A 21,312-nucleotide genomic window follows, 5' to 3' on the forward strand; every position below is an offset into this window, starting at 1 on the left:
TTAAAAAAACAAGTGAAGGTGCGGAGGCTTCACTTTTCATGCTAAGTGTTTCCTGTTCTTTAAGATCTGCGGATCATCTCACGCATAATCTCTGTCATCTTAGGTTGAGCATTATTGGCTGCAATCTGCACTTCCTCATGACTCACCTGTACAGGAACGTCAAATCCACCCAAGTCGGTAATGATGCTGATGCCGAAAACCTTGATGCCGCAGTGTCGGGCTACAATGACCTCAGGCACGGTACTCATGCCTACTGCATCGCCTCCTAAGATGCGGTACATGCGGTATTCTGCTGGAGTTTCGAAGGTTGGCCCCTGTACTCCTACATATACACCATGTTTCACCTCAATGCCTACTTCTTTAGCGATTCCGTCGGCAAGGTCGCGCAATCCCTTGTCATAAGCTTCATGCATGTCAGGGAAGCGAGGTCCGGTAGGAAAATTCTTACCCTGCAATGGATGCTCTGGGAAGAAATTGATATGGTCATCAATAATCATCAGGTCGCCTACGTGGAACTCTGGATTCATACCACCTGAAGCATTGCTGACGAAGAGGGTCTCGATGCCCAGCTCATACATGACGCGCTCTGGGAATGTCACCTCTTTCATGCTGTAACCCTCATAGAAGTGGAAACGGCCTTCCATAGCCATGATGTCTTTGCCGCCCAATTTTCCGAAGATGAGTTTTCCTGCATGTCCTTCTACGGTTGATACTGGGAAATTTGGAATTTCACTATATGGGAATGAATAACTGTCAGTTATTTCTGAAGCTAATTGTCCGAGACCTGTTCCCAGAATGATAGCTGTCTTTGGACTTGTTGTCATCCTTTCTCTTAGCCAGGATGCTGTTTCTTGAATTCTTTCGTACATAGCTTATTATTTTTTCGTTAAAATTATCTTGTTGGTCAAGCATGAAGCTTACCTTGATAGGTAGTTCGTACATGTTTGACTTAACTTTTTCGTATAGTCCCTCCGTTTCTCTCAGTCTTACTGCATCTTTTTCTGTAGTGATGATGATGCGTGGCTCTGGCATGGATTCGAAGGCGTCGTTGATGCGGTCGATATCCTTGCCTTTAAAACTGTGATGGTCGCCGAATGATAAGTTTGTGATATCCTTTGTCATTGGCTTCAGGTCATGCTCCATCTGCTTGGGTGAAGCGATTCCTGTGAGTAGCAAGACATGATAATCCTGTAGCTTGTCGAGTCCTATCTGCTTTTCCTCGAATACTCCCTTCGGTGTGTCGTAGTCGATGCTGGTGAAGTAGAGTTTCTGGAAAGGATAGAGGTCCATGGCTTTGGTCAGCACACGGAATTCCATCGGCTTCAGATCTTTTGGACACTTGGTGATGATGACGATGTCTGCTCTGTTCTTACCGCTCAAAGGTTCACGCAATCTTCCTGCCGGCAACATCTTGTCGTAGATGATCAGACGGTGATAATCTACCAGGAGAATGTTGATGCCAGGTTTTACATACCGGTGCTGGAAAGCATCATCGAGCAGGACGACATCTGCGTCCTTGCTTGCCTCATCATTCTGCAGGTTCTCGATACCTCTTGCCCGTTTTGCATCTACAGCCACATAGATATCAGAGAATTTCTCGTGCATTTGGAAAGGCTCGTCACCTATTTCCGGCATGGTCGTACTTTCGTTGGCAAGTATATAACCATGACTTTTTCTCTTATAACCACGTGATAGCACGGCAATTTTTGCTTTGTCGTGCAACAGGCGTATCAAGTATTCCACATGGGGTGTCTTTCCGGAACCGCCCACAGTGATATTGCCCACTGAGATAATGGGTATGGAGAATGACTTGCTCTTCTTGAGACCTATATCGAAGAGCCAGTTGCGAAATCTCACTATGCTGCCGTAAATCCAACTGAATGGTAGCAGCCAATCGTTGATCTTGATAAGGTCGCCTTCTGTTCTCATTGTTTCTTATACCTTATTATATATATATATATAAATCCCTTTAGTTGATATTCAGGAAGAATGGTAGAGCTGCTTGCACTGGTTCTTTTTCCTTCATATTACGTATCATTACAAATGGCTGGTAGAGGTTGCCGAGCGTCAGTTTCAACTGCTCGTCCAGATAGTTGCCACTATTGTCTGATACCTGAGAAAGGAGTTGCTCCATCCAGTCTGCCTGCATAGGGTATTCTGTCGTCTGATAATCTGAAATCTTTGCCAACTGTGCCGCTTTGACAATGGCATCGTCCAGACTTCCGAATCCGTCAATCAGCTTGATCTTCTTGGCATCTGTTCCGAGCCAGACTCTTCCCTGAGCGATTTTCTCAACTTCCTCCACGTTCATCTTTCTTCCGTCTGCCACACGCTTGCGGAACAGGGCATAGCCACGGTTGACATAAGCCTGTAGATGGGTGATTTCCTCCTGACTCCATGGACGGGCTGTTCCGGCACCCATATAGGCGCTGTTCTTGTTGGTTTTTACTTCATCATACTTGAATCCTAATTTCTTGGTCAGTAGGTCGCTGAAGTCTGGTAATGCTCCGAAGATGCCGATACTGCCTGTCAGGGTAGTAGGCTGGGCCATCACATATCGGGCACCCATGCTCATGTAGTAAGCTCCAGAAGCAGCCATGCCTCCCATGGAAACAACTACAGGTTTCTTCTTGTTCAACTCGCTTACAGCATGCCAGATTTGTTCTGAGGCATAAGCATCACCGCCACCGGAATTGATGCGGAGAACCACGGCTTTTACGTTCTTGTCTTCAGCCAGGTCTTCCAGATCTCTGACGACATCAGAACTGACTATCTGCTGCTCGTCTCCATAAATACTTGGAGTAGCCATTCTCACGATGCTACCCTGACAGTAATAGACTGCGATTTTGTCGCCCATCATATTGTTGTCATTGATAGCAGCGTTGACATCTTTCATGGAAACCTGAGCTATCTTCTGGTCTGCTTTCAGACCGAGTTGCTTCTTTACGATATTCCTGATCTCATCATAATAGCAGAAACCATCCACGAATTTACGTGATTTCAGGAGTTTGCTGTCGTCGAACACCATGAGTCCGTCAGCATAGTGATTGAGTGAGTCCTTGCTGATTTTTCTACTGTTGGAAACATCCGTCAGCATCTGTTGCCAGAGTCCGTTGATATAGCGTGAAACCTGCTCACGGTTGGCGTCGCTCATCTTATCCTCGGTGTAGGTTTCCGTAAAACTTTTATATTTACCCACTTTTACCACCGTGAAATGGACACCAAACTTGGCAGCCACATCCTTGATATATTGTGGTTGAGATGAGATTCCGTGCCAATCTACATTACCTTCTGGGTTTACATAAACCTGGTTGGCAACGGAAGCTAAATAGTAGCTGCCTTGCGAGAAGGCGTCGCCGTAAGCAATAATCCATTTGCCGCTCTTCTTGAAATCAGCGAGTGCATTGCGTATTTCCTGGATTGTGGCATAGTCAGCCTGTAAGACACCAGCTTCCAGATAGATTCCTTTTATCTTTTCTTCTGTCTTGGCTTTCTTGATGGCAGAAAGTATTTCGTTCATACCGAGCGTGTTGAACTGGTTGCCGGTAATCTGCCCCAACCAATTGTCTTCTGCTCTGTCGATGATTTCCCCTTGTAGCGTGAGCACCATGACCGATTTGTCTTTGATAGTAGGGGTATTATTGCTGGAAGCAATCATGCCGATGAGACTGATGAAGCCGAAAATGCCTAAGATGAGGCAAAAGGCGAAAAGGCCAACAATGGTGGCTGCTACATTCTTGAAAAATTGTTTCATAATCACGACTTTTTACGTTATAGTTCAGAATTTTCTGCAAATTTAGTAAAAAAGAAACAAACGACAAAGTTATTTGTACGAAATAACCAAAAAATGATGAAAATAAAGCGTTGTGTTAGCCGAAAATTACGTAACTTTGCACACAAAAGATGAAATGTAAACCTAATCAATGATAAATCAATGAAAAAGTTATTTGCGTTTTGTGCTATGATGCTGGCGGTCATCAATCTGTCAGCTCAGTCAACAGCCCGTAAATTTGTACTGAAAAACAGTGCAGATGGTAAAAGTGAACTCACCTGTTATCTTCCTCAGAATCCTACAGGTCGAGCAGTCGTAGATTGTCCTGGTGGTGGTTATTCTCACTTAGCAATGGATCATGAGGGACATCAGTGGGCTGAGTTCTTCAACAAACAGGGCATTGCCTTTTTTGTATTAAAATATCGCATGCCTAATGGAAATAGAAATATTCCTTTGGGAGATGCTTATCAGGCTATCCGTACGGTAAGAGATAGCGCATCTGTATGGCATATAAATCCTCAGGATGTAGGTATTATGGGATTCTCTGCTGGTGGTCATCTTGCTTCTTCTGTCAGTACGCATGCAGAATATGCTGCTCGTCCTGATTTTTCTATACTCTTCTATCCGGTTATCTCGATGGATGAGCGCATTACTCATAAAGGTTCTTGTGTCAATTTCCTGGGTGATGAGCGCAAGTCTAATCCTAAGTCGGTTGAAGAATGGTCTAATGACAAGGCTGTTCATGGTCATCTGACACCTCGTGCGATTCTCCTGATGTCGAATGACGACAATGTGGTTCCTCCTGTTACCAATGGCGTGGCTTATTATACCCGTATGCATCAGGCAGGAAACGATTGTGAACTGCATGTCTATCCAACTGGCGGTCATGGTTGGGGATTCCGCAGCAATTTCAAGCATCACGACCAGATGCTTGCAGATCTGACGGCGTGGTTGCAGAGCTTTAAGGCTCCTAAAGAAAATGCTGTCCGTGTGGCATGTATCGGCAATTCGATTACGGATGGATTTGGTATTATGAATGCGGAGGATAAAGGCTATCCTGCCCAGTTGCAGAAGAAGTTGGGAGTAGATTTTGAGGTGAAAAACTTTGGTGTGTCTGCCCGTACGATGATGAACAAGGGCGATATTCCTTATATGAAGGAGTTAGCTTGGAAGGATGCGCAGGCTTTCTTGCCTAATATCGTAGTGATCAAGTTGGGCACCAATGACTCCAAGACTCATAATTGGGCGCATGGAGCAGAGGAATATAGTCAGAGTATGCAGGCGATGATAGACACCTTGAAGGCATTGCCAAGCCATCCGAAGATTTATCTTTGTTCTCCAATTCCTGCTTTCAAGGGCAGCTGGACCATCAATGATAGTGTAATCGTGAATGGTGAGATTCCTGTGTTGCAGAAGTTGGCAAAGAAGAATAAGTGTCATTATCTCGACCTCCATTCCCAATTTACATTCAGCAATATGATGTTGGGTGATGGTATTCATCCGAATGCCAAGGGTGCTGAGAAATTGGCTGGTATTGTATATGAGGCTTTGACAAGTCCTGAGAAGGGAACCAAAGCGAAAGAGTCTCAAACGAAAGCAAAGAAATCCAAAAAGACTTCTAAGAAGAAATCATAAACCCCTTCTCTTAAAATAAAATACATAGTCCCACAGACTTCACCGATTTACACAAATTTATTTTTTGGCTTCAAAAAGATCTGTGTAAATCGGTGAAATCTGTGGGATTTTTCAGTGTGTATAGGATTTGATTGATACCACATCCTTTCTTTTTTAGTGATATTTGGTAATAAAATACTTTTTGTGGCAATATTTTCCCTGATTCTCCGTTTATTAAATATTATTTAATAGATTCTCTGATATTTAATGGATAGATTCTCTGTTATTTATGATAATTCCCTGTTTTGGGGGAATTGTTCCGAGATCTATTGAATGATAGCAAAAATAAAGTAGCGTAAAATAAAAAAGCATAAAGATGATAGAATATATCAAGGGAGAACTGACAGACTTGACTCCTACCATGGCTGTTCTGGAAACTGCTGGGGTAGGATATGGACTTAACATATCACTGAATACTTATACGGCTATTCAGGGAAAAGCAACGGTGAAACTCTATGTACATGAAGTACTGGTGGCAGGCGGAAGAGATGATTCCTATACTCTTTTCGGCTTTGCCAGCAAACAGGAAAGGGAACTTTATCGCCTGCTCATCACTGTGTCGGGAGTGGGTGCTAATACTGCGAGGATGATTCTTTCCTCCTTGTCTCCTTCTGAACTCTGCAATGTGATTTCCTCTGGAGATGAGAAAATACTGAAAAGCGTGAAAGGCATCGGACTGAAAACGGCACAACGTATCATTATTGACCTCAGGGACAAAATTGTGTCTTTGGGTATTGCCAATGAATTACCTGCCAATGGAGGTAATGTGGATATGGTCAACAATGATGTGAAGGATGAGGCAGTGAGTGCGCTTACCATGCTTGGATTCTCTCCGGCTCCTTCCGCTAAGGTGGTCATAGAAATTCTGAAAGCGAAACCTGATCTTAAGGTGGAGGAAGTAATCAAGTTGGCCTTGAAGCAGATTAAATAATTTTCACGACAGTTTTTTGATGTTTAGAATAAAAAATATAAAATACGCATATTTGTTGATGGCATTGCTCTTGACTTCAGTCATTGGCAATGCCATCGGCTTGCCGTACCTTCAAGATGACAGAACGCGCAACAGAAACCAGCAGTCTGACATCTCGCGGCAAAAAAAACAGGGCTCTCAGAATCGACAAAATACACAAAAAACAAGGAATGGAGCGGCTGCGAAGAATGGAATCACAGCACAGCCAATTCTTTCTGATGAGGATTCTGTTCCTGACAGTCTGCTGCACCCCCGTTGGCCTGTGCAGCGCACCCAACCGATTACCCTCCGCGACCTTTACCAAAGTCCGCTCGACCTGCAGCGTCCTGACAACATGAAGTACCAGGTGGAGTATAATGATACGCTCGACCGATATGTGATTGGTAATCGGCTCGGGAATACTTGGATAACTGCGCCTATCATGCTTACCCCGAAGGAGTATCTCGTCTGGAGCGAGATGCAGGAACGTAATGCCTATTACCGTAAGCAGAATGATGAAATCTTCAAGGCTAAGGGTAAGGAGAAATTCGACTTTACGGATATGCACTTTGATTTAGGACCGGCTGAGAAGATTTTCGGTCCGGGTGGTATTCGTGTGAAAACGCAGGGTACGGCCGAATTGAAGTTTGGTGTGAAGAAAAAGAATGTGGATAATCCTTCGCTTCCTATCCGAAACCGCAAGACGACGATGATGGATTTCGATGAGAAAATCAATCTCAATGTCAATGGTCGTGTCGGTGATAAGGTCAATATGAACTTGAACTACAACACGGATGCTACTTTCGATTATGATGCTCAGAATATGAAGCTCAAGTACGATGGCAAGGAAGATGAAATCATCAAACTCGTAGAGGCGGGTAATGTGTCTTTTCCTTCCAACTCGTCACTCATTCGTGGAGCCAGCAGTCTTTTCGGCTTCCGCACCGATTTGCAGTTTGGTAAACTCAAGTTGCAAACCGTCATTTCCCAGAAGAAGTCTTCCTCCAAAAGCGTTTCCTCTAAGGGTGGCGTCCAGCTTACGCCTTTTGAAAAGAACGTGACCGACTATGAGGAGAACAAGCACTTCTTCCTTTCACAATACTTCCGCAACCATTATGATGGATGGATGCAGAAATTGCCTAACCTTACTACCGGTATTACCATCAACCGCGTGGAGGTTTGGGTTACCAATAAGACGGGTTCGTCTGAGAATACGAGAAACATCGTGGCGCTTACCGACTTGGGTGAAAACGAGAAGGTAAGCAATCCGATGTGGGCTGTGGGAGGAACCGTGGTCCCAGCCAACAAGGCGAATACGGAGTATGATGCAATGGTCAACCAGTACAGTGCTGCCCGTGATGCGAATCAGACTTCTTCTACGCTGGAAGGTGCTGGACTTGTCGGTGGTAATGATTTTGAAAAGTTGGAGAATGCGCGTCTTCTGAATTCATCGGAATATACGGTGAATACAGCGATGGGTTATATTTCCTTGCGAAACCAGTTGCAGACCGACCAGGTTCTGGCAGTGGCATACGAATATACGTATGGTGGTGTCACTTACCAGGTGGGTGAGTTTGCCAGCGACGTTACTGACACCAAGCAGGGTCTCTTCGTGAAATCTCTCAAGAATACCAGCAACAATCCGCAGCAGGGCAACTGGAAACTGATGATGAAAAATGTCTATAACTTAGCTTCCCAGATAGAGAAGGAAAAGTTCAGACTCGACGTGAAATTCCAGAGCGATACGACGGGTGTTTATATCACCTATATCCCTGAAAAGCAAGTGAAGCAGACGCCACTCATCAAGGTATTGGGAGCCGACCGTCTTGACAATAATAACAATGCTCATAGCAATGGTTACTACGACTACGTAGAGGGTTATACGGTTTCCAACGGAAGCGTCTTCATTCCTAAAGTAGAACCTTTCGGTAGTTATATGTACGAATATCTGAAGAGTAAGGGCGTGGCTGCTGAACAGGCGGAGAAATATGCCTTTACGGCTCTTTATGACAGTACGAAGACGGTAGCCAAACAGATAGCCGAGAAGAACAAGTACCTGCTGGTGGGTCAGTTCAAGGGTTCTTCTTCCAATGTCATTTCCCTCGGAGCATACAATGTTCCGCAGGGTTCGGTGATGGTGACTGCCGGTGGTGTTACGCTCACCGAAGGTTCTGACTATTCTGTAGATTACAATGCCGGTGAAGTGACGATTCTCAATCAGAGCATCATCGATGCAGGAACACCCGTCAATGTTTCGCTTGAAAGCAATACCGACTATGGTATGATGCGCAAGACGATGTTTGGACTCAACTGGGAATACGACTTCTCGAAGAATTTCCAACTGAGCGGTACGTTCCAGCATTTGAGTGAACAACCGCTCCTCACCAAGGTGGCTATGGGAGAGGAACCGGTGAAGAATACCCTCTGGGGTATCAACATCAACTGGAAGAAGGAAAGTCAGTGGCTGACGAATGTGCTCGACAAGATTCCGTTCCTGCATCTTACTCAACCATCGCAGATTTCCTTTACTGGAGAGTTTGCCCAACTGATTGCCGGACAGGCGAGCGGAACACAGGACAATGCTTCTTATCTGGATGATTTCGAGTCCACTAAGAGCAGTATTGATGTGATGACTCCTACCTCATGGTTCCTCTCCAGTGTTCCTTCCATGTTCCCTGAAAATAAGGACAAGACGGGATTGACGAGTGGATTCAACAGAAGCCAGATGGCATGGTACACGATCGACCCACTTTTCAACAGAAAGGGTAGTACGCTGACTCCGGGACATATCAAGAGCGACCTCAATCAGCTGAGCAATCACTATGTGAGAGCCATCTACATGAGAGAGTTGTTCCCACTTCGTCAGCAACAGACCTATAGTACGGAGACGAGTACAGTGAATGCGATGAACATTGCCTTCTATCCGAATGAGCGCGGTCCGTACAACTTCAATGTGGCTGATCTCCAGGCGGATGGTACCCTTGCCAATCCTCAGAAGCACTGGGGTGGTATGATGCGCAAGTTGGATACGAATGACTTCGAGCAGGCGAATGTGGAATATATCGAATTCTGGATGCTGGACCCATTCATCTATAGCAATCAGCAGCCTGATGCCCGTCTCTATGGCGGTGATTTCTATATCAACTTAGGAGAAATCAGTGAGGATATTCTCCGTGATGGAAAGAAATTCTATGAGAGCGGAATGCCTGTAGATGGCAGCAACAGTTTTACCTACTCTCAGTGGGGTAAGATCCCTACGCAGAGTACGGTTACTTATGCCTTTGCCACAACCAGTGGAAGCCGTGCCTTGCAGGATGTGGGTTTCAACGGACTCACTGATGCGGAGGAACAGGAATTCTATCGCAGCGCCTACCTCGACCAGATACAGGGCAAGGTCAATCAGGCGGTTTTCGACAGTATCTTTGCTGACCCAGCCCGTGATGATTATCACTATTACCGTGGTTCTGACTGGGATCAGATGCAGGCGCCTATCTTGTACCGCTATAAATTCATCAACAATCCGCAGGGTAACTCTCCGGATAGCGACAGCCGTACTGAGAGCTATGATACTTCCTATAAATCTACACCGGATGTGGAAGATATCAACCAGGACTACACCCTCAATGAATATGAGAAGTATTTCCAGTATCATGTCAGCATCCGTCCGGAAGACCTTGTGGTGGGTAAGAACTATATCGTTGACAAACGGGAATATACACCAAGTTTGCCTAATGGAACGAAGAATGAGACGGTCACCTGGTACCAGTTCCGTATCCCGGTAGATCAGTATGAATCGAGGGTGGGCAATATCAATGACTTCTCCAGCATCCGCTTTATGCGTATGTTCCTTACCAATTTTGAGAAACCTATCGTGATGCGTTTCGGAACTCTGGATCTGGTACGTGGCACCTGGCGTACTTACGACCAGCCGCTCAGTGCTGCCAATGGTGGTACGCTGGAAGCAAGTGCGGTGAGCATTGAGGAAAATGCCGAGAAGACTCCGGTCAACTATGTGCTTCCTCCTGGCATCCGTCGTGGGCAGGACCCTTCACAACCTCAGTTGGTGGAGGAGAATGAACAGGCGCTGAGCCTTGTGGTCAAGAATTTAAGTACCGGTGAGGCCAAGGCGGTTTACAAGAATACCACCCTCGACCTGCGTCAGTATAAGCGCATCCAGATGTTTACCCATGCCAATGCACTCGCTCAGAACACCACCGACCTGAGAGATAACCAACTCTCTGTGTTCATCCGTCTGGGTAATGACTATAAGAACAACTATTATGAATATGAGATTCCGCTGAAGTTGACTCCGGAAGGTAAGTACAGTCGCCGTTCATTGGAAGACTGCAAGGCTGTATGGCCTGAGGAAAATATGCTCGATATCCAGATGAGTGTGTTCACCGCCCTGAAGAAGGAACGCAACAAGGCCAAGGCAATGGGCATGGCTTCGTTCTCGCAGCCTTTCGTGGCTTATGACAGCAATCATCCGAACAACAAGATGACCTTGGTGGGAAATCCTACCTTGGGTGAGGTGAAAACCATGATGATTGGTGTTCGCAACAACTCTGGCGATGTGAAGAGCGGTGAAGTCTGGGTCAATGAACTCCGACTTCTGGAACATAACAACAAGGGTGGATGGGCTGCGAATGCCAATCTGAATGTTCAGTTGTCTGACTGGGGTAGTGTCAATGCTACTGGTCGTTATACCAGCGAGGGATTCGGTGGACTGGAAGACAAGGTGGCAAGTCGCAGTACCGACAGTTATGGGGCATACAGCGTGACTACGAGCTTGGAAATGGGTAAGTTCTTCCCTGACAAGGCGAAGGTGAGCATACCTTTATATTATAGTGTGACCAAGGAGAAGACTTCTCCGAAGTACAATCCGCTGGATACGGATATGGAACTCCAGGATGCACTGGATGCTACAGGCTCTAAGGCGGAACGGGATTCTATCGAGAATATTGCTGTGACGAAGGTGGTGAATACCAACTTCTCCATCTCCAATGCCCGTGTCGGAATTGCTACCAAGCGCCATCCGATGCCTTACGACCCTGCCAACTTCTCGTTCTCCTACAGTCATTCCCACCAGCATACGCAGGGCGAGACGACGGTCTATGAGAATGAAGACAACTGGCGCGGTTCGCTCGACTATTCCTGGACTCCGGTCTATAAGGCATGGGAACCTTTCAAGAAGTTGAAGAACAAGAGCAAGTGGTTGGATATCCTGAAGCGCTTCGGACTGAACTGGCTGCCGCAGAATGTGGCATTCAATACGGAGATGACCCGCAACTATTATGAGTTGCAGGAACGCGATATGGAATCGACGGAGAATTCACAGTTGCCTCTGTCGTTCAGCGAACAGTTCCTCTGGAACCGTGAGTTCTCTATGCGCTGGGACTTGACCAAGAATCTGCACATGAACTTCCAGAGTGCCACCCATGCACAGATAGAAGAACCTTATACCCCAATCAATAAGGATCTCTATGCTGACCAGTACCATGCCTGGAAAGATTCTGTTTGGACCAGCATCAAGCACTGGGGAGCACCATTGGATTATAATCAGACCTTTACGGCTTCCTATCAGTTGCCGCTCAATCTGATTCCAATCTTCGACTGGGTTAATGCTGATGCTTCCTACAATTCCACCTATTCCTGGAACAAGGGTACGGAGGATGAGGACGGTGTTTCGTATGGAAATACCATCAACACCAATCGTAGTTTAAACCTCAATGGTACGTTCAATCTGGTGAAACTCTACAATCATGTACCGTTCCTCAAGGCTGCCAACCAGAAATTTGACAAGGAACCTTCCCGCTCGCAGATTCAGAAAAAGAAGCAGGAGAAGGAAAAGGCTAAACAGGAGGCGCAGAAGCGCAAACAGGAATTGGCTAAGGTTCGCCAGGAGGCAATTGATGCTGGTAAGGATCCTGAGGAGGCTGTGAAGGAGTGGACAAGCAAAAACAACAAGAAAGCTCAGGAGCAGAAGAAGCGATTGCCGCTCAACAAGAGATCCTTCGAACAGGAAATCACCCTCCTGCCTTTATTAGCTGATGCTAAAGACTTGAAAAAAGAGAAGGATGAGGCTGCCGGGGAAAAGACTGAGGCTTCTGGAGATGAGGCTGAAACAAAGAATGCTGAAAAGTCTAAGAAGTCTAAAAAGGATAAGTCCAAGAAGGATGATTCGAAGAAAAAATATGTGGACGTAAAGCACGGTAAGAATACGAAGCGTCTGATTGTTTCGGCTAAGACTGAGGATGGAAAGGCCTTCCACTTGAAATATAAGGTGTTGGATAATAACACAATCCGCATTACCTCTAAGGTGGATTCTGCTACGAAGTTGAAGGTGAATGTGCTTCCGAAGGCTCCGCTGGAGGAGAAGGCTTGGTACAAGACCATGCAGGCTATTTCCCGTGTGGCAATGATGGCAAGAAATGTGAGCTTCAGTTATCGCAACAACTACCAGCTCACGTTGCCAGGCTTCCTGCCTACGATCGGTGATGCTTTCGGACAAACCAAACAGGGCATCATGTCACCGGGTCTGGATTTCGCCTTCGGTTTCGTTGGCGATAGTTACATCGAGAAGGCAAGAGAGCACGACTGGTTGTTGCTCAACGATTCCATCGCTACTCCTGCTGCTACGAGCAAAACGGAAGATCTCCAGATTCGTATGACGCTGGAACCTGTGAAGAACTTGAAGATTGACCTGAATGCCATGCGTACCATGACCACGCAGAAGAGCATACAGTATATGTATGAGGGAACTCCTACTACCCAGAGCGGAAGCTTCCAAATGACTACCATCTCTATTGGTTCTGCTTTCGAGGGAATGGGAGATGCTAACAGTGGTTACCGCAGCAAGACCTTCGAAAAGTTCGTGGGCTCTCTGCAGGACTTCCGCAATCGGGTGGAACAGCAATATGCTGGAATGATTTATCCTGCTGGTTCCAGTCTCGGTGGTGGCAAGTTTGATGCTTCCCGTACACCTGTCAACCAGTATAGTGCTGATGTGATGGTGCCTGCCTTCCTCAATGCTTATACCAGCATGGGTGGCAAGTCGCTCTCCATCTTCCCGGCTTTGAGCCGATTGCTGCCTAACTGGACTGTTAAGTATAGTGGATTAGGTAAGTTGCCTTGGTTCCGCGACCACTTCAAGAGTGTGAACATCAATCATTCCTATAAGAGTGTGTTCGCCGTTGGAAGCTACAACAGTTACAGCACTTTCCAGGAGTATATGAATGGTTTGGGCTTCATCGAGGATGCCACTACCGGCAATCCTTCACCAAGCAGCATGTTCAATGTTTCGCAGGTGAGCATCAATGAGGCTTTCTCGCCATTGCTGGGACTTGATCTGACGTTCAATAATAATATGACGCTGAAGGGTGAATATCGCCAGACGCGCGTGATGAACCTCAGTATGACAAGTATTCAGCTCAATGAGGCTGTGAGCAAGGACTGGGTGATAGGAATGGGCTATCGCATGAACAACTTCCATCTCTTCGGAATGGGAGGTAAGCGTAAGGCTGTCAAGAGTAAGGGTAAAGGTTCGGCTGACAAGCAGAAGAATTCTTCCAATAGCAATTCTTATGGCACCAACCATGACCTGAACCTGCGCTTGGACTTCAGTTTCCGCAAGCAGGCTGCCATCGTAAGAGACATTGCCTCCATGATGAGCAGTGCCAGCAGCGGCAATAATGCATTGAAGTTGAGTTTCTCTGCCGACTATACCTTGAGTAAGATGCTCACCATGAGTTTCTACTACGATCGTCAGACGAATACGCCTCTGCTTTCAAGCAGCAGTTATCCGACGACGACACAAGACTTCGGTCTGAGCATCAAGTTCTCCTTGACGAGATAGATTCTTCATCGGACTTTTTCTTCATCGGATTACTCACGTTTTTTGTCATCTGCGAAATCTGCGTGACAAAAAAACTCCGATGAAAAATCCCGATGAATAAAAACTATGAAAAAACGAAAGGGCTGGTAGCGATGAGGCTCCAGCCCTTTCGTGGTTGAATAGCTCCCATGCGGGGAGCACAAATATTTAAAAGTTTTGTTGATTATCAAATCTTTATTTCTTGTCGTAGGCATGAACCGGATAGTCGATGGTATAGTGAAGACCGCGACTTTCCTTGCGCTCGATGGCCATACGGGTGATGAGGTAACCTACATTGATCATGTTGCGCAACTCGCAGAGATCCTTGCTTACTTTCACACGCTTGAAGAGGTTTTCAGTCTCTTCATACAACAGGTCGAGACGATCCCAGGCACGCTTCAGGCGCAGGTCACTTCTCACGATTCCCACATAGTTGCTCATGCATTCGCCCACTTCCTTGATACTCTGGGTGATGAGCACCTTCTCCTCATTGGTCATGGTACCCTCATCATTCCATTCAGGCACCTTGTCGTTGAAGTCGTATTCATCCACATGCTCAATACTGTGCTTGGCTGCTGTATCTGCATAAACGACGGCCTCGATGAGTGAGTTGCTCGCCAGTCGGTTGCCGCCATGAAGACCTGTGCAGGAGCATTCGCCTAAAGCATAGAGGCGGTTGATGCTGGAACAACCGTTCAGATCTACTTTGATACCGCCACACATGTAGTGGGCTGCAGGACGAACAGGAATATAATCCTTCGTAATATCAATGCCGATGCTGAGACACTTTGCATAGATGTTAGGGAAGTGATGCTTGGTCTCCTCCGGATTCTTATGGGTCACATCGAGACAAACATGGTCAAGACCGTGAATCTTCATTTCCTTATCGATGGCACGAGCCACGATGTCACGAGGGGCAAGGCTCAGGCGCTCATCATATTTCTCCATGAAACTCTCGCCGTTAGGCAAACGGAGAATACCGCCGTAGCCACGCATGGCCTCTGTGATGAGGAACGCAGGATGAGTTTCGCCCGGATGATAGAGGGCAGTAGGGTGGAACTGTACAAACTCCATGTCGGCTACTGTTCCCTTGGCACGATAGACCATCGCCTCACCATCGCCTGTGGCAATAATCGGGTTGGTAGTGGTCTGATAGACCGCACCGCAACCACCTGTACACATCACGGTCACCTTGCTGAGATAAGTATCTACTTTCTGTGTATCTGGATTGAGGACGTAGGCTCCGTAGCAGTTGATGTAAGGAGTGCGACGGGTAACGCGTGCACCCAAGTGGTGCTGGGTAATAATCTCCACCGCGAAGTGGTTCTCCTTGATGTCGATGTCAGGATTGTTGCGTACAGCTTCCATCAGTCCTCTCTGGATTTCAGCACCGGTATCGTCGGCGTGATGGAGGATGCGGAACTCGCTGTGTCCGCCCTCACGGTGAAGGTCGAACTTGCCGTCCTGCTGCTTGTCGAAGTTGACTCCCCATTCCACCAGTTCCTTGATCTGCTCTGGTGCCTTGGTAACAACCTGTTTTACTGCTTTGTAGTCACTGATGTAGTCACCAGCAATCATTGTATCCTGGATGTGCTTGTCGAAGTTATCCACCTCCAGGTTGGTAACTGATGCGACACCACCTTGTGCAAATGAAGTGTTGGCCTCGTCGAGAGAGGTCTTGCAGATCATGCACACTTTACCTTTTTTCGCTCTGGCTACTTTCAGGGCGTAACTCATACCGGCAACTCCTGCACCGATAATCAGAAAATCATACTTATAAACCATTTGAGTTTATTTTATCAGTTTATCTCTTTTTCCTATGGAAAAGAGTATTCATTTTTATTTCATTTTGCGATGGTTTTACCCTGCACTTCCCTTAAGATTGTAAGGGATGAAACCTTAATTCGTTGCAAAAGTAATAATTTATCTTTAAAATGAGTAATAAGAGACGGATTTTTTGTAATTTTGCAGTGTTTTTTGTAAATCTAAACCCTTGTGAGGTGCTAATTGGTGGCTTCGGGGTGACTTAACATATATATAATAAGGTATGACAGACAGAACTTTTCATAAGCGTTTTTCGGTTCCTGCCAAATGTGGCGTGGCGGTATTTGCGCTCCTCACCGGTTATTTCTTCTGGGTGAAGGTGGCTATCATCGGCATCCTGCTCGCCATCGTCATTGTGGGCATGATCGAGCGCATTCTGAATACAACTTATACTTTCCGAAGGGTGCAACCTATCGACCGGGATGAGGAAATGGATTTCATCGTCATCAATGAGGGGCGATTCTCCCGAAACCAGACCATTCCAGTGTGCGATATTGTCAGCGTGGAACCAATGAAGACGTGTTGGGGACTCGACCATGCTCTCGTCATTCAGGTGGGAGCTAACAAACTGGTCAGCCTGCAGCCTGATAATGAGGAAAGTTTTATCCGGGAAATCGAGAAAAGAATAAAAAATGAAAAATGACAAATGAAAATTGAAAAATTAGAAATGAATAAGATGATAAAATATGCGATGAGTCTTCTGATGGTGATGACGCTCTGTCTCCCCAATATGCAGGCTCAAATTGTAAAAAATCAGGAGAATCAGGACGTTCTGGTAAATGATGCGAATCCTGAGCAGGACGAGGAGGTCGTGGAGGATAGTGAAGATTCTGCTGTGGAAGACTCCGCGATGGTGGAGTCTATTGCTGCTGATACTTTGCGATTGCCTTGGACGGAAACCGTGAAGGTGGGACTTGATAAACTCCTCAAAAGCAAAATGTTTGAAACTTCTCAGGTGGGCATCATGGTTTGGGACCTGGAGGCTGATTCTTGTATCTACCGCTTCCGTGAGCGCCAACTGATGCGTCCTGCCAGCACCATGAAACTCGTGACGGCGATTACGGCACTCGATAAGTTGGGTGGTTCTTACCAGTTTAAAACGACACTGAAATATACGGGCACGATTGATAATGGGGTGCTCAAGGGCGACGTGTATTGCATTGGAGGTATGGACCCTCGTTTCAATAATGATGATATGACCGCCTTTGTCACCAGTCTCAAAGATATGGGCGTGGATAGTATTCAGGGCAGCATCTATGCCGACCGCTCGATGAAGGACGAAGACCTGTTGGGCGAAGGTTGGTGCTGGGATGATGATAATCCCGTGCTATCCCCATTGGTTTTTGGACGCAAGGATATTTTCATGGAAAGATTTCTCGCCAAATTGAAGGACGCTGGTATCTTCTATGCAGGTTCCGGAACTTCCGTGAAGCGCTGTCCTGCAAGTGCTTTCACCATCTGTACCCGTTTCCATACGATGGACCAGATTTTGCACAAGATGATGAAAGACAGTGATAATCTCTATGCCGAAAGCATGTATTATCAGATTGCATCTTCTACTGGCAACCGTCCGGCAAGTGCCAAGAGTGCCAGAAATGTGCAGCGACAACTGGTCAGAAAGATTGGACTTGATCCTGCCCGATATAAGTTTGCGGATGGCTCCGGTCTTTCTCTCTACAACTATGTTTCTGCCGAACTGGAGGTCAAACTCCTTCGCTATGCTTACCAGGACGAGAACATCTTGCCGCATCTCAAACAGTCCTTGCCAATTGCTGGTGTGGATGGTACTTTGAAGAGGAGAATGCGCTCCGGTTTTGCTCATGGCAATGTGAAGGCTAAAACGGGCACGGTGACAGGTGTTATTGGTCTTGCCGGTTACTGCAAGGCGGCAAATGGCCACGATCTTTGCTTCTCGATTCTCAATAATGGTATTATGCATAGCAATAATGCACGCTCTTTTGCAGACAAGGTGTGTGAGTTGCTTTGCCAACCGTAAAGACTTGATATATGGAAGAAATACGTAAATTTGTGGACGAAATGATGGTGTGGGCTGGTGTTTCGGGCGATTCCGTACCCGTTCTCCGCCATTTGTTGCTTACAGTTACCGCTATTCTGCTGGCAATTATAAGCGATTTCCTTTGTCGTAAGATTCTCGTGCCGCTTATCTCCAAGATTACGGAGAAGACGGAGGCTTCCTGGGATGATGTGCTTTTCAATAAGAAGGTACTCAACTCGGCTTGCCATATTGTGCCGGCTGTCGTCATCTGGTCGCTCATGCCACTTATCTATCTGGAATATCCGATTTTCAAGGAAATCCTCGAAAGAGCTACGGGCATCTATATCGTGGTGATGTCTGTGAGAACCGTCCTGGTTTTCATCGGGTCTTTCAAAGGACTGGAAGATGCCAAGGATCGCCGGTCCTCTGCTCAACAGTATTTTCATACTTTCTGTGGCGTGCTCAGGGTTCTCATGCTCTTTGTTGCAGGTGTCGTGGTGGTGGCCATCCTGTTGGGCAAGAGTCCGCTTACCTTGTTTGCTGGATTGGGTGCCACTTCTGCAGTCCTCATGCTGGTTTTCAAGGATACGATTACGGGTTTGGCTTCTGGTGTCCGTCTTACGAGCAACGATATGCTCCATAAGGGCGACTGGATTACGGTGAAGTCGGTGGATGCCAACGGTATCGTGGAGGAAATGTCGCTCACTACCGTCAAGGTGCGCAACTTCGATAATACCATCGTCACCATTTCTCCTACCACCTTGGTGAATGGTTCTTTCCAAAACTGGATTGGTATGCAGAATAGTGGGGGACGACGGGTGAAACGCCTGGTTTACTTCGATTTCCGCAGCATCCGACTGGTAGATGACTTGCTGAAACAGAAGTTGATTTCTAAGCATTTTGCAACTGAAGATTCCTTCAAACTGAAAGAATCTCTCCATAAGGCTTTGGAGAAAGACAGACAGGAAGGCAAGGATATAGAAGACCTGAAGAATCCGGCAGCTCTTGCCCCAACCAATCTGCAACTCTACCGTAAGTTTATGGAGAAATATCTGCGCCAGCGTCCGGAAATCAATACGGAACTCACGCTGATGGTGCGCCATTTGGAAGCCACGCAGTGCGGACTCCCGATTGAGTTTTATTTCTTCATCAAGGATAAGGTTTGGGTCAACTATGAGCATATTCTTGCTGACATCATGGAGCATGCCTATGCGCTTGCCAATGAGTTCGAACTGAAGATTTATGAGCAATATCCGGAACAGTAATGCAAGCAGTATCCGGAACCGTATTGACTTAAACTTGATTTGAGCATTTTTATCGATATGAATAGCTTTTCGAATACAATACTTTCCTGGTTTCGTGAGAATGGCAGAGAATTGCCTTGGCGCGAAACTAAGAATCCTTATGCCATCTGGCTGAGTGAAATTATCCTGCAGCAAACCCGCATTGCCCAGGGGCGGGAGTATTGGGAGCGGTTTATGGCTCAATATCCTACTGTGCAGGATTTGGCGGCTGCCCATGAGGATGAAGTCCTGAAACTTTGGCAGGGATTGGGTTATTATTCCCGTGCCCGGAATCTCCATACGGCAGCTAAGCAGATTGTGGCACTCGGTCATTTTCCTGATACGCTTGAAGGCATCAAACAACTGAAGGGTGTGGGAGATTATACGGCAGCTGCTATCGGTTCCTTTGCTTTCGATATTCCGGCTGCTGTGGTGGACGGTAATGTCTATCGTGTCCTTGCCCGGTATTTTGGCATTGATACTCCCATCAATTCCACGCAGGGCAAAAAGGAGTTTGCAGCCTTGGCGCAGTCTCTGTTGCCTTCATCAAAGGCTTCCGATTCTCTCTCGTCTTTCTCTCCGGCTTCCGATTTTCAATCGTCTTTATCTCTGGTTGCAGCCTATAATCAGGCGATGATGGATTTTGGTGCAATTCAGTGCACCCCTCAGTCTCCGAAATGTCTGCTCTGCCCACTTGCTGAAACCTGCGAGGCGATGCGAACCAATCGGGTAGCCGAACTGCCTGTCAAGCAAAAGACCATGAAGGTGAAGACCCGTCATCTTTCCTATATATATATAAGGTGTAAGGGTGAGACTGCCATTCATCGTAGGGGAGAGGGAGATATTTGGCAAGGATTATGGGAACCTTTCAATGCTTCAGATATCGCTGAAGCCTGCGCCTCGCCTTCTTCCGCACAGGTCTCTCTGTCTTCCACAAAGTTTTCGACTTCTCTCACGAAGCTTTCTTCTTTCCAGAAAGAACTTGCAGCAGACCTTCACTTGTCAAACGTAGATGCCCTGCAGCTGCTGGCTCAGGATGTGAAGCATGTCTTGACCCATCGCATTCTTTTTGCTGACTTTTACCTGTTGGAAACCGAAGCACGTCCCCAGCTTCCCGATGATTATATCTGGATCAAGGAGGAGGAAATAGAAGACTATGGTATTCCAAGACTGATAGAACTGATGTTAGAAAAGATTTCTTGCTAATAAAATCCCACAGATTTCACAAATTTACACAAATCTTTATGAGATAAAAAACTGTGTAAATCAGTGAAATCTGTGGGACCTTTTATAGAGCTAAAGAATATTAATAATTCTGTGCTTCAATCTGGAAGTAGCTCTGAGGGTGGTTGCAAACTGGGCAAACCTCAGGAGCCTGCTTGCCAACTACGATATGGCCGCAGTTAGAGCACTGCCAGATGCAATCGCCATCACGAGAGAAGACGAGCTTGTCCTTTACATTCTTCAAGAGTTTGCGATAACGCTCCTCATGATGCTTCTCGATTTCAGCAACCATTTCAAACTTGGCTGCAATCTCCTCGAAACCTTCCTCATGAGCCTCTTTTGCCATGCGTGGATACATTTCTGTCCACTCATCATGCTCACCATTGGCAGCAGCTTCCAGGTTCTTCTCTGTATCCTGGATAGCACCGCCCTCCAAATACTTGAACCACAACTTGGCATGCTCTTTCTCGTTAGCTGCTGTCTCCTCAAAGATGTTAGCGATCTGAACATAACCATCTTTTTTTGCCTTGGAAGCAAAGTATGTATATTTGTTACGAGCCTGTGACTCACCTGCGAATGCTTCCTGTAAGTTCTTCTCTGTTTTTGTTCCTTTTAATTCTTTCATAATGTATCTGTTTAAAAGTTAATAATCTTATTCCTAACTTCTTTGCAAAGATATTGTAATTTTTCCAATATTGCAAATTTCGAGAAATCTTT

The 21,312-nt window shown here is 46.3% G+C and carries 12 protein-coding genes; 7 read left to right on the plus strand and 5 right to left on the minus strand.

Features of this window, described 5'->3' with window-relative positions; genetic code table 11:
* Positions 1-59: 59 nt before the first annotated feature.
* Genes KUA50_RS01320 through sppA form a run of 3 tightly spaced genes read right to left on the minus strand, consistent with a single transcriptional unit; the run spans position 60 to position 3,754 of the window.
* Positions 60-869 (minus strand): purine-nucleoside phosphorylase, encoded by an 810-nt coding sequence (locus KUA50_RS01320; RefSeq protein WP_118116816.1) that lies wholly within the window; start codon positions 867-869, stop codon positions 60-62.
* Positions 754-1,929, minus strand: coding sequence for a tetraacyldisaccharide 4'-kinase (lpxK, locus tag KUA50_RS01325; RefSeq protein WP_218456759.1), 1,176 nt, complete (start codon positions 1,927-1,929; stop codon positions 754-756). Before lpxK ends, KUA50_RS01320 begins: the two co-directional genes overlap by 116 nt.
* Before the next feature lie 40 nt (positions 1,930-1,969).
* Complete coding sequence (gene sppA / locus KUA50_RS01330) at positions 1,970-3,754, minus strand: signal peptide peptidase SppA (RefSeq protein WP_218456758.1); 1,785 nt, start codon at positions 3,752-3,754, stop codon at positions 1,970-1,972.
* A gap of 180 nt (positions 3,755-3,934) precedes the next feature.
* On the opposite strand from sppA, the gene axeA1 reads away from it, so the two are divergent.
* The 3 genes from axeA1 (at position 3,935) to sprA (ending at position 14,250) form a co-directional block, all read left to right on the plus strand.
* Positions 3,935-5,407 (plus strand): acetylxylan esterase AxeA1, encoded by a 1,473-nt coding sequence (gene axeA1 / locus KUA50_RS01335; RefSeq protein ID WP_256624230.1) that lies wholly within the window; start codon positions 3,935-3,937, stop codon positions 5,405-5,407.
* A gap of 355 nt (positions 5,408-5,762) precedes the next feature.
* Positions 5,763-6,377 (plus strand): Holliday junction branch migration protein RuvA, encoded by a 615-nt coding sequence (gene ruvA / locus KUA50_RS01340; protein ID WP_022111413.1) that lies wholly within the window; start codon positions 5,763-5,765, stop codon positions 6,375-6,377.
* Positions 6,378-6,396: 19 nt separating this feature from the next.
* A complete protein-coding gene (gene sprA / locus KUA50_RS01345; RefSeq protein ID WP_413777437.1) occupies positions 6,397-14,250 on the plus strand; it encodes a cell surface protein SprA in 7,854 nt (2,617 codons plus the stop codon).
* Between the two features lie 213 nt (positions 14,251-14,463).
* Here the strand turns inward: sprA and nadB are convergent, their stop codons facing one another.
* Positions 14,464-16,053 (minus strand): L-aspartate oxidase, encoded by a 1,590-nt coding sequence (nadB, locus tag KUA50_RS01350; RefSeq protein ID WP_218456756.1) that lies wholly within the window; start codon positions 16,051-16,053, stop codon positions 14,464-14,466.
* 262 nt (positions 16,054-16,315) lie between these two features.
* On the opposite strand from nadB, the gene KUA50_RS01355 reads away from it, so the two are divergent.
* The 4 genes from KUA50_RS01355 to mutY are packed head-to-tail and all read left to right on the plus strand — an operon-like array spanning position 16,316 to position 20,577.
* On the plus strand, positions 16,316-16,735 hold the full coding sequence (locus KUA50_RS01355) for a PH domain-containing protein (RefSeq protein WP_022111410.1): 420 nt from the start codon (positions 16,316-16,318) through the stop codon (positions 16,733-16,735).
* Positions 16,736-16,759: 24 nt separating this feature from the next.
* A complete protein-coding gene (dacB, locus tag KUA50_RS01360) occupies positions 16,760-18,088 on the plus strand; it encodes a D-alanyl-D-alanine carboxypeptidase/D-alanyl-D-alanine-endopeptidase (RefSeq protein WP_256624229.1) in 1,329 nt (442 codons plus the stop codon).
* 11 nt (positions 18,089-18,099) lie between these two features.
* Positions 18,100-19,353, plus strand: coding sequence for a mechanosensitive ion channel family protein (locus KUA50_RS01365; RefSeq protein WP_218456755.1), 1,254 nt, complete (start codon positions 18,100-18,102; stop codon positions 19,351-19,353).
* A 57-nt stretch (positions 19,354-19,410) separates the two neighbouring features.
* Positions 19,411-20,577 (plus strand): A/G-specific adenine glycosylase, encoded by a 1,167-nt coding sequence (mutY, locus tag KUA50_RS01370; protein ID WP_218456754.1) that lies wholly within the window; start codon positions 19,411-19,413, stop codon positions 20,575-20,577.
* 100 nt (positions 20,578-20,677) lie between these two features.
* Here mutY and rbr read toward each other — a convergent pair whose 3' ends face one another.
* Positions 20,678-21,220, minus strand: a complete 543-nt coding sequence (gene rbr, locus KUA50_RS01375) for a rubrerythrin (RefSeq protein ID WP_218456753.1) — start codon at positions 21,218-21,220, stop codon at positions 20,678-20,680.
* Between the last annotated feature and the right edge of the window lie 92 nt (positions 21,221-21,312).

The sequence above is a fragment of the Segatella hominis genome (assembly GCF_019249725.2).
Classification (GTDB): Bacteria; Bacteroidota; Bacteroidia; order Bacteroidales; family Bacteroidaceae; genus Prevotella.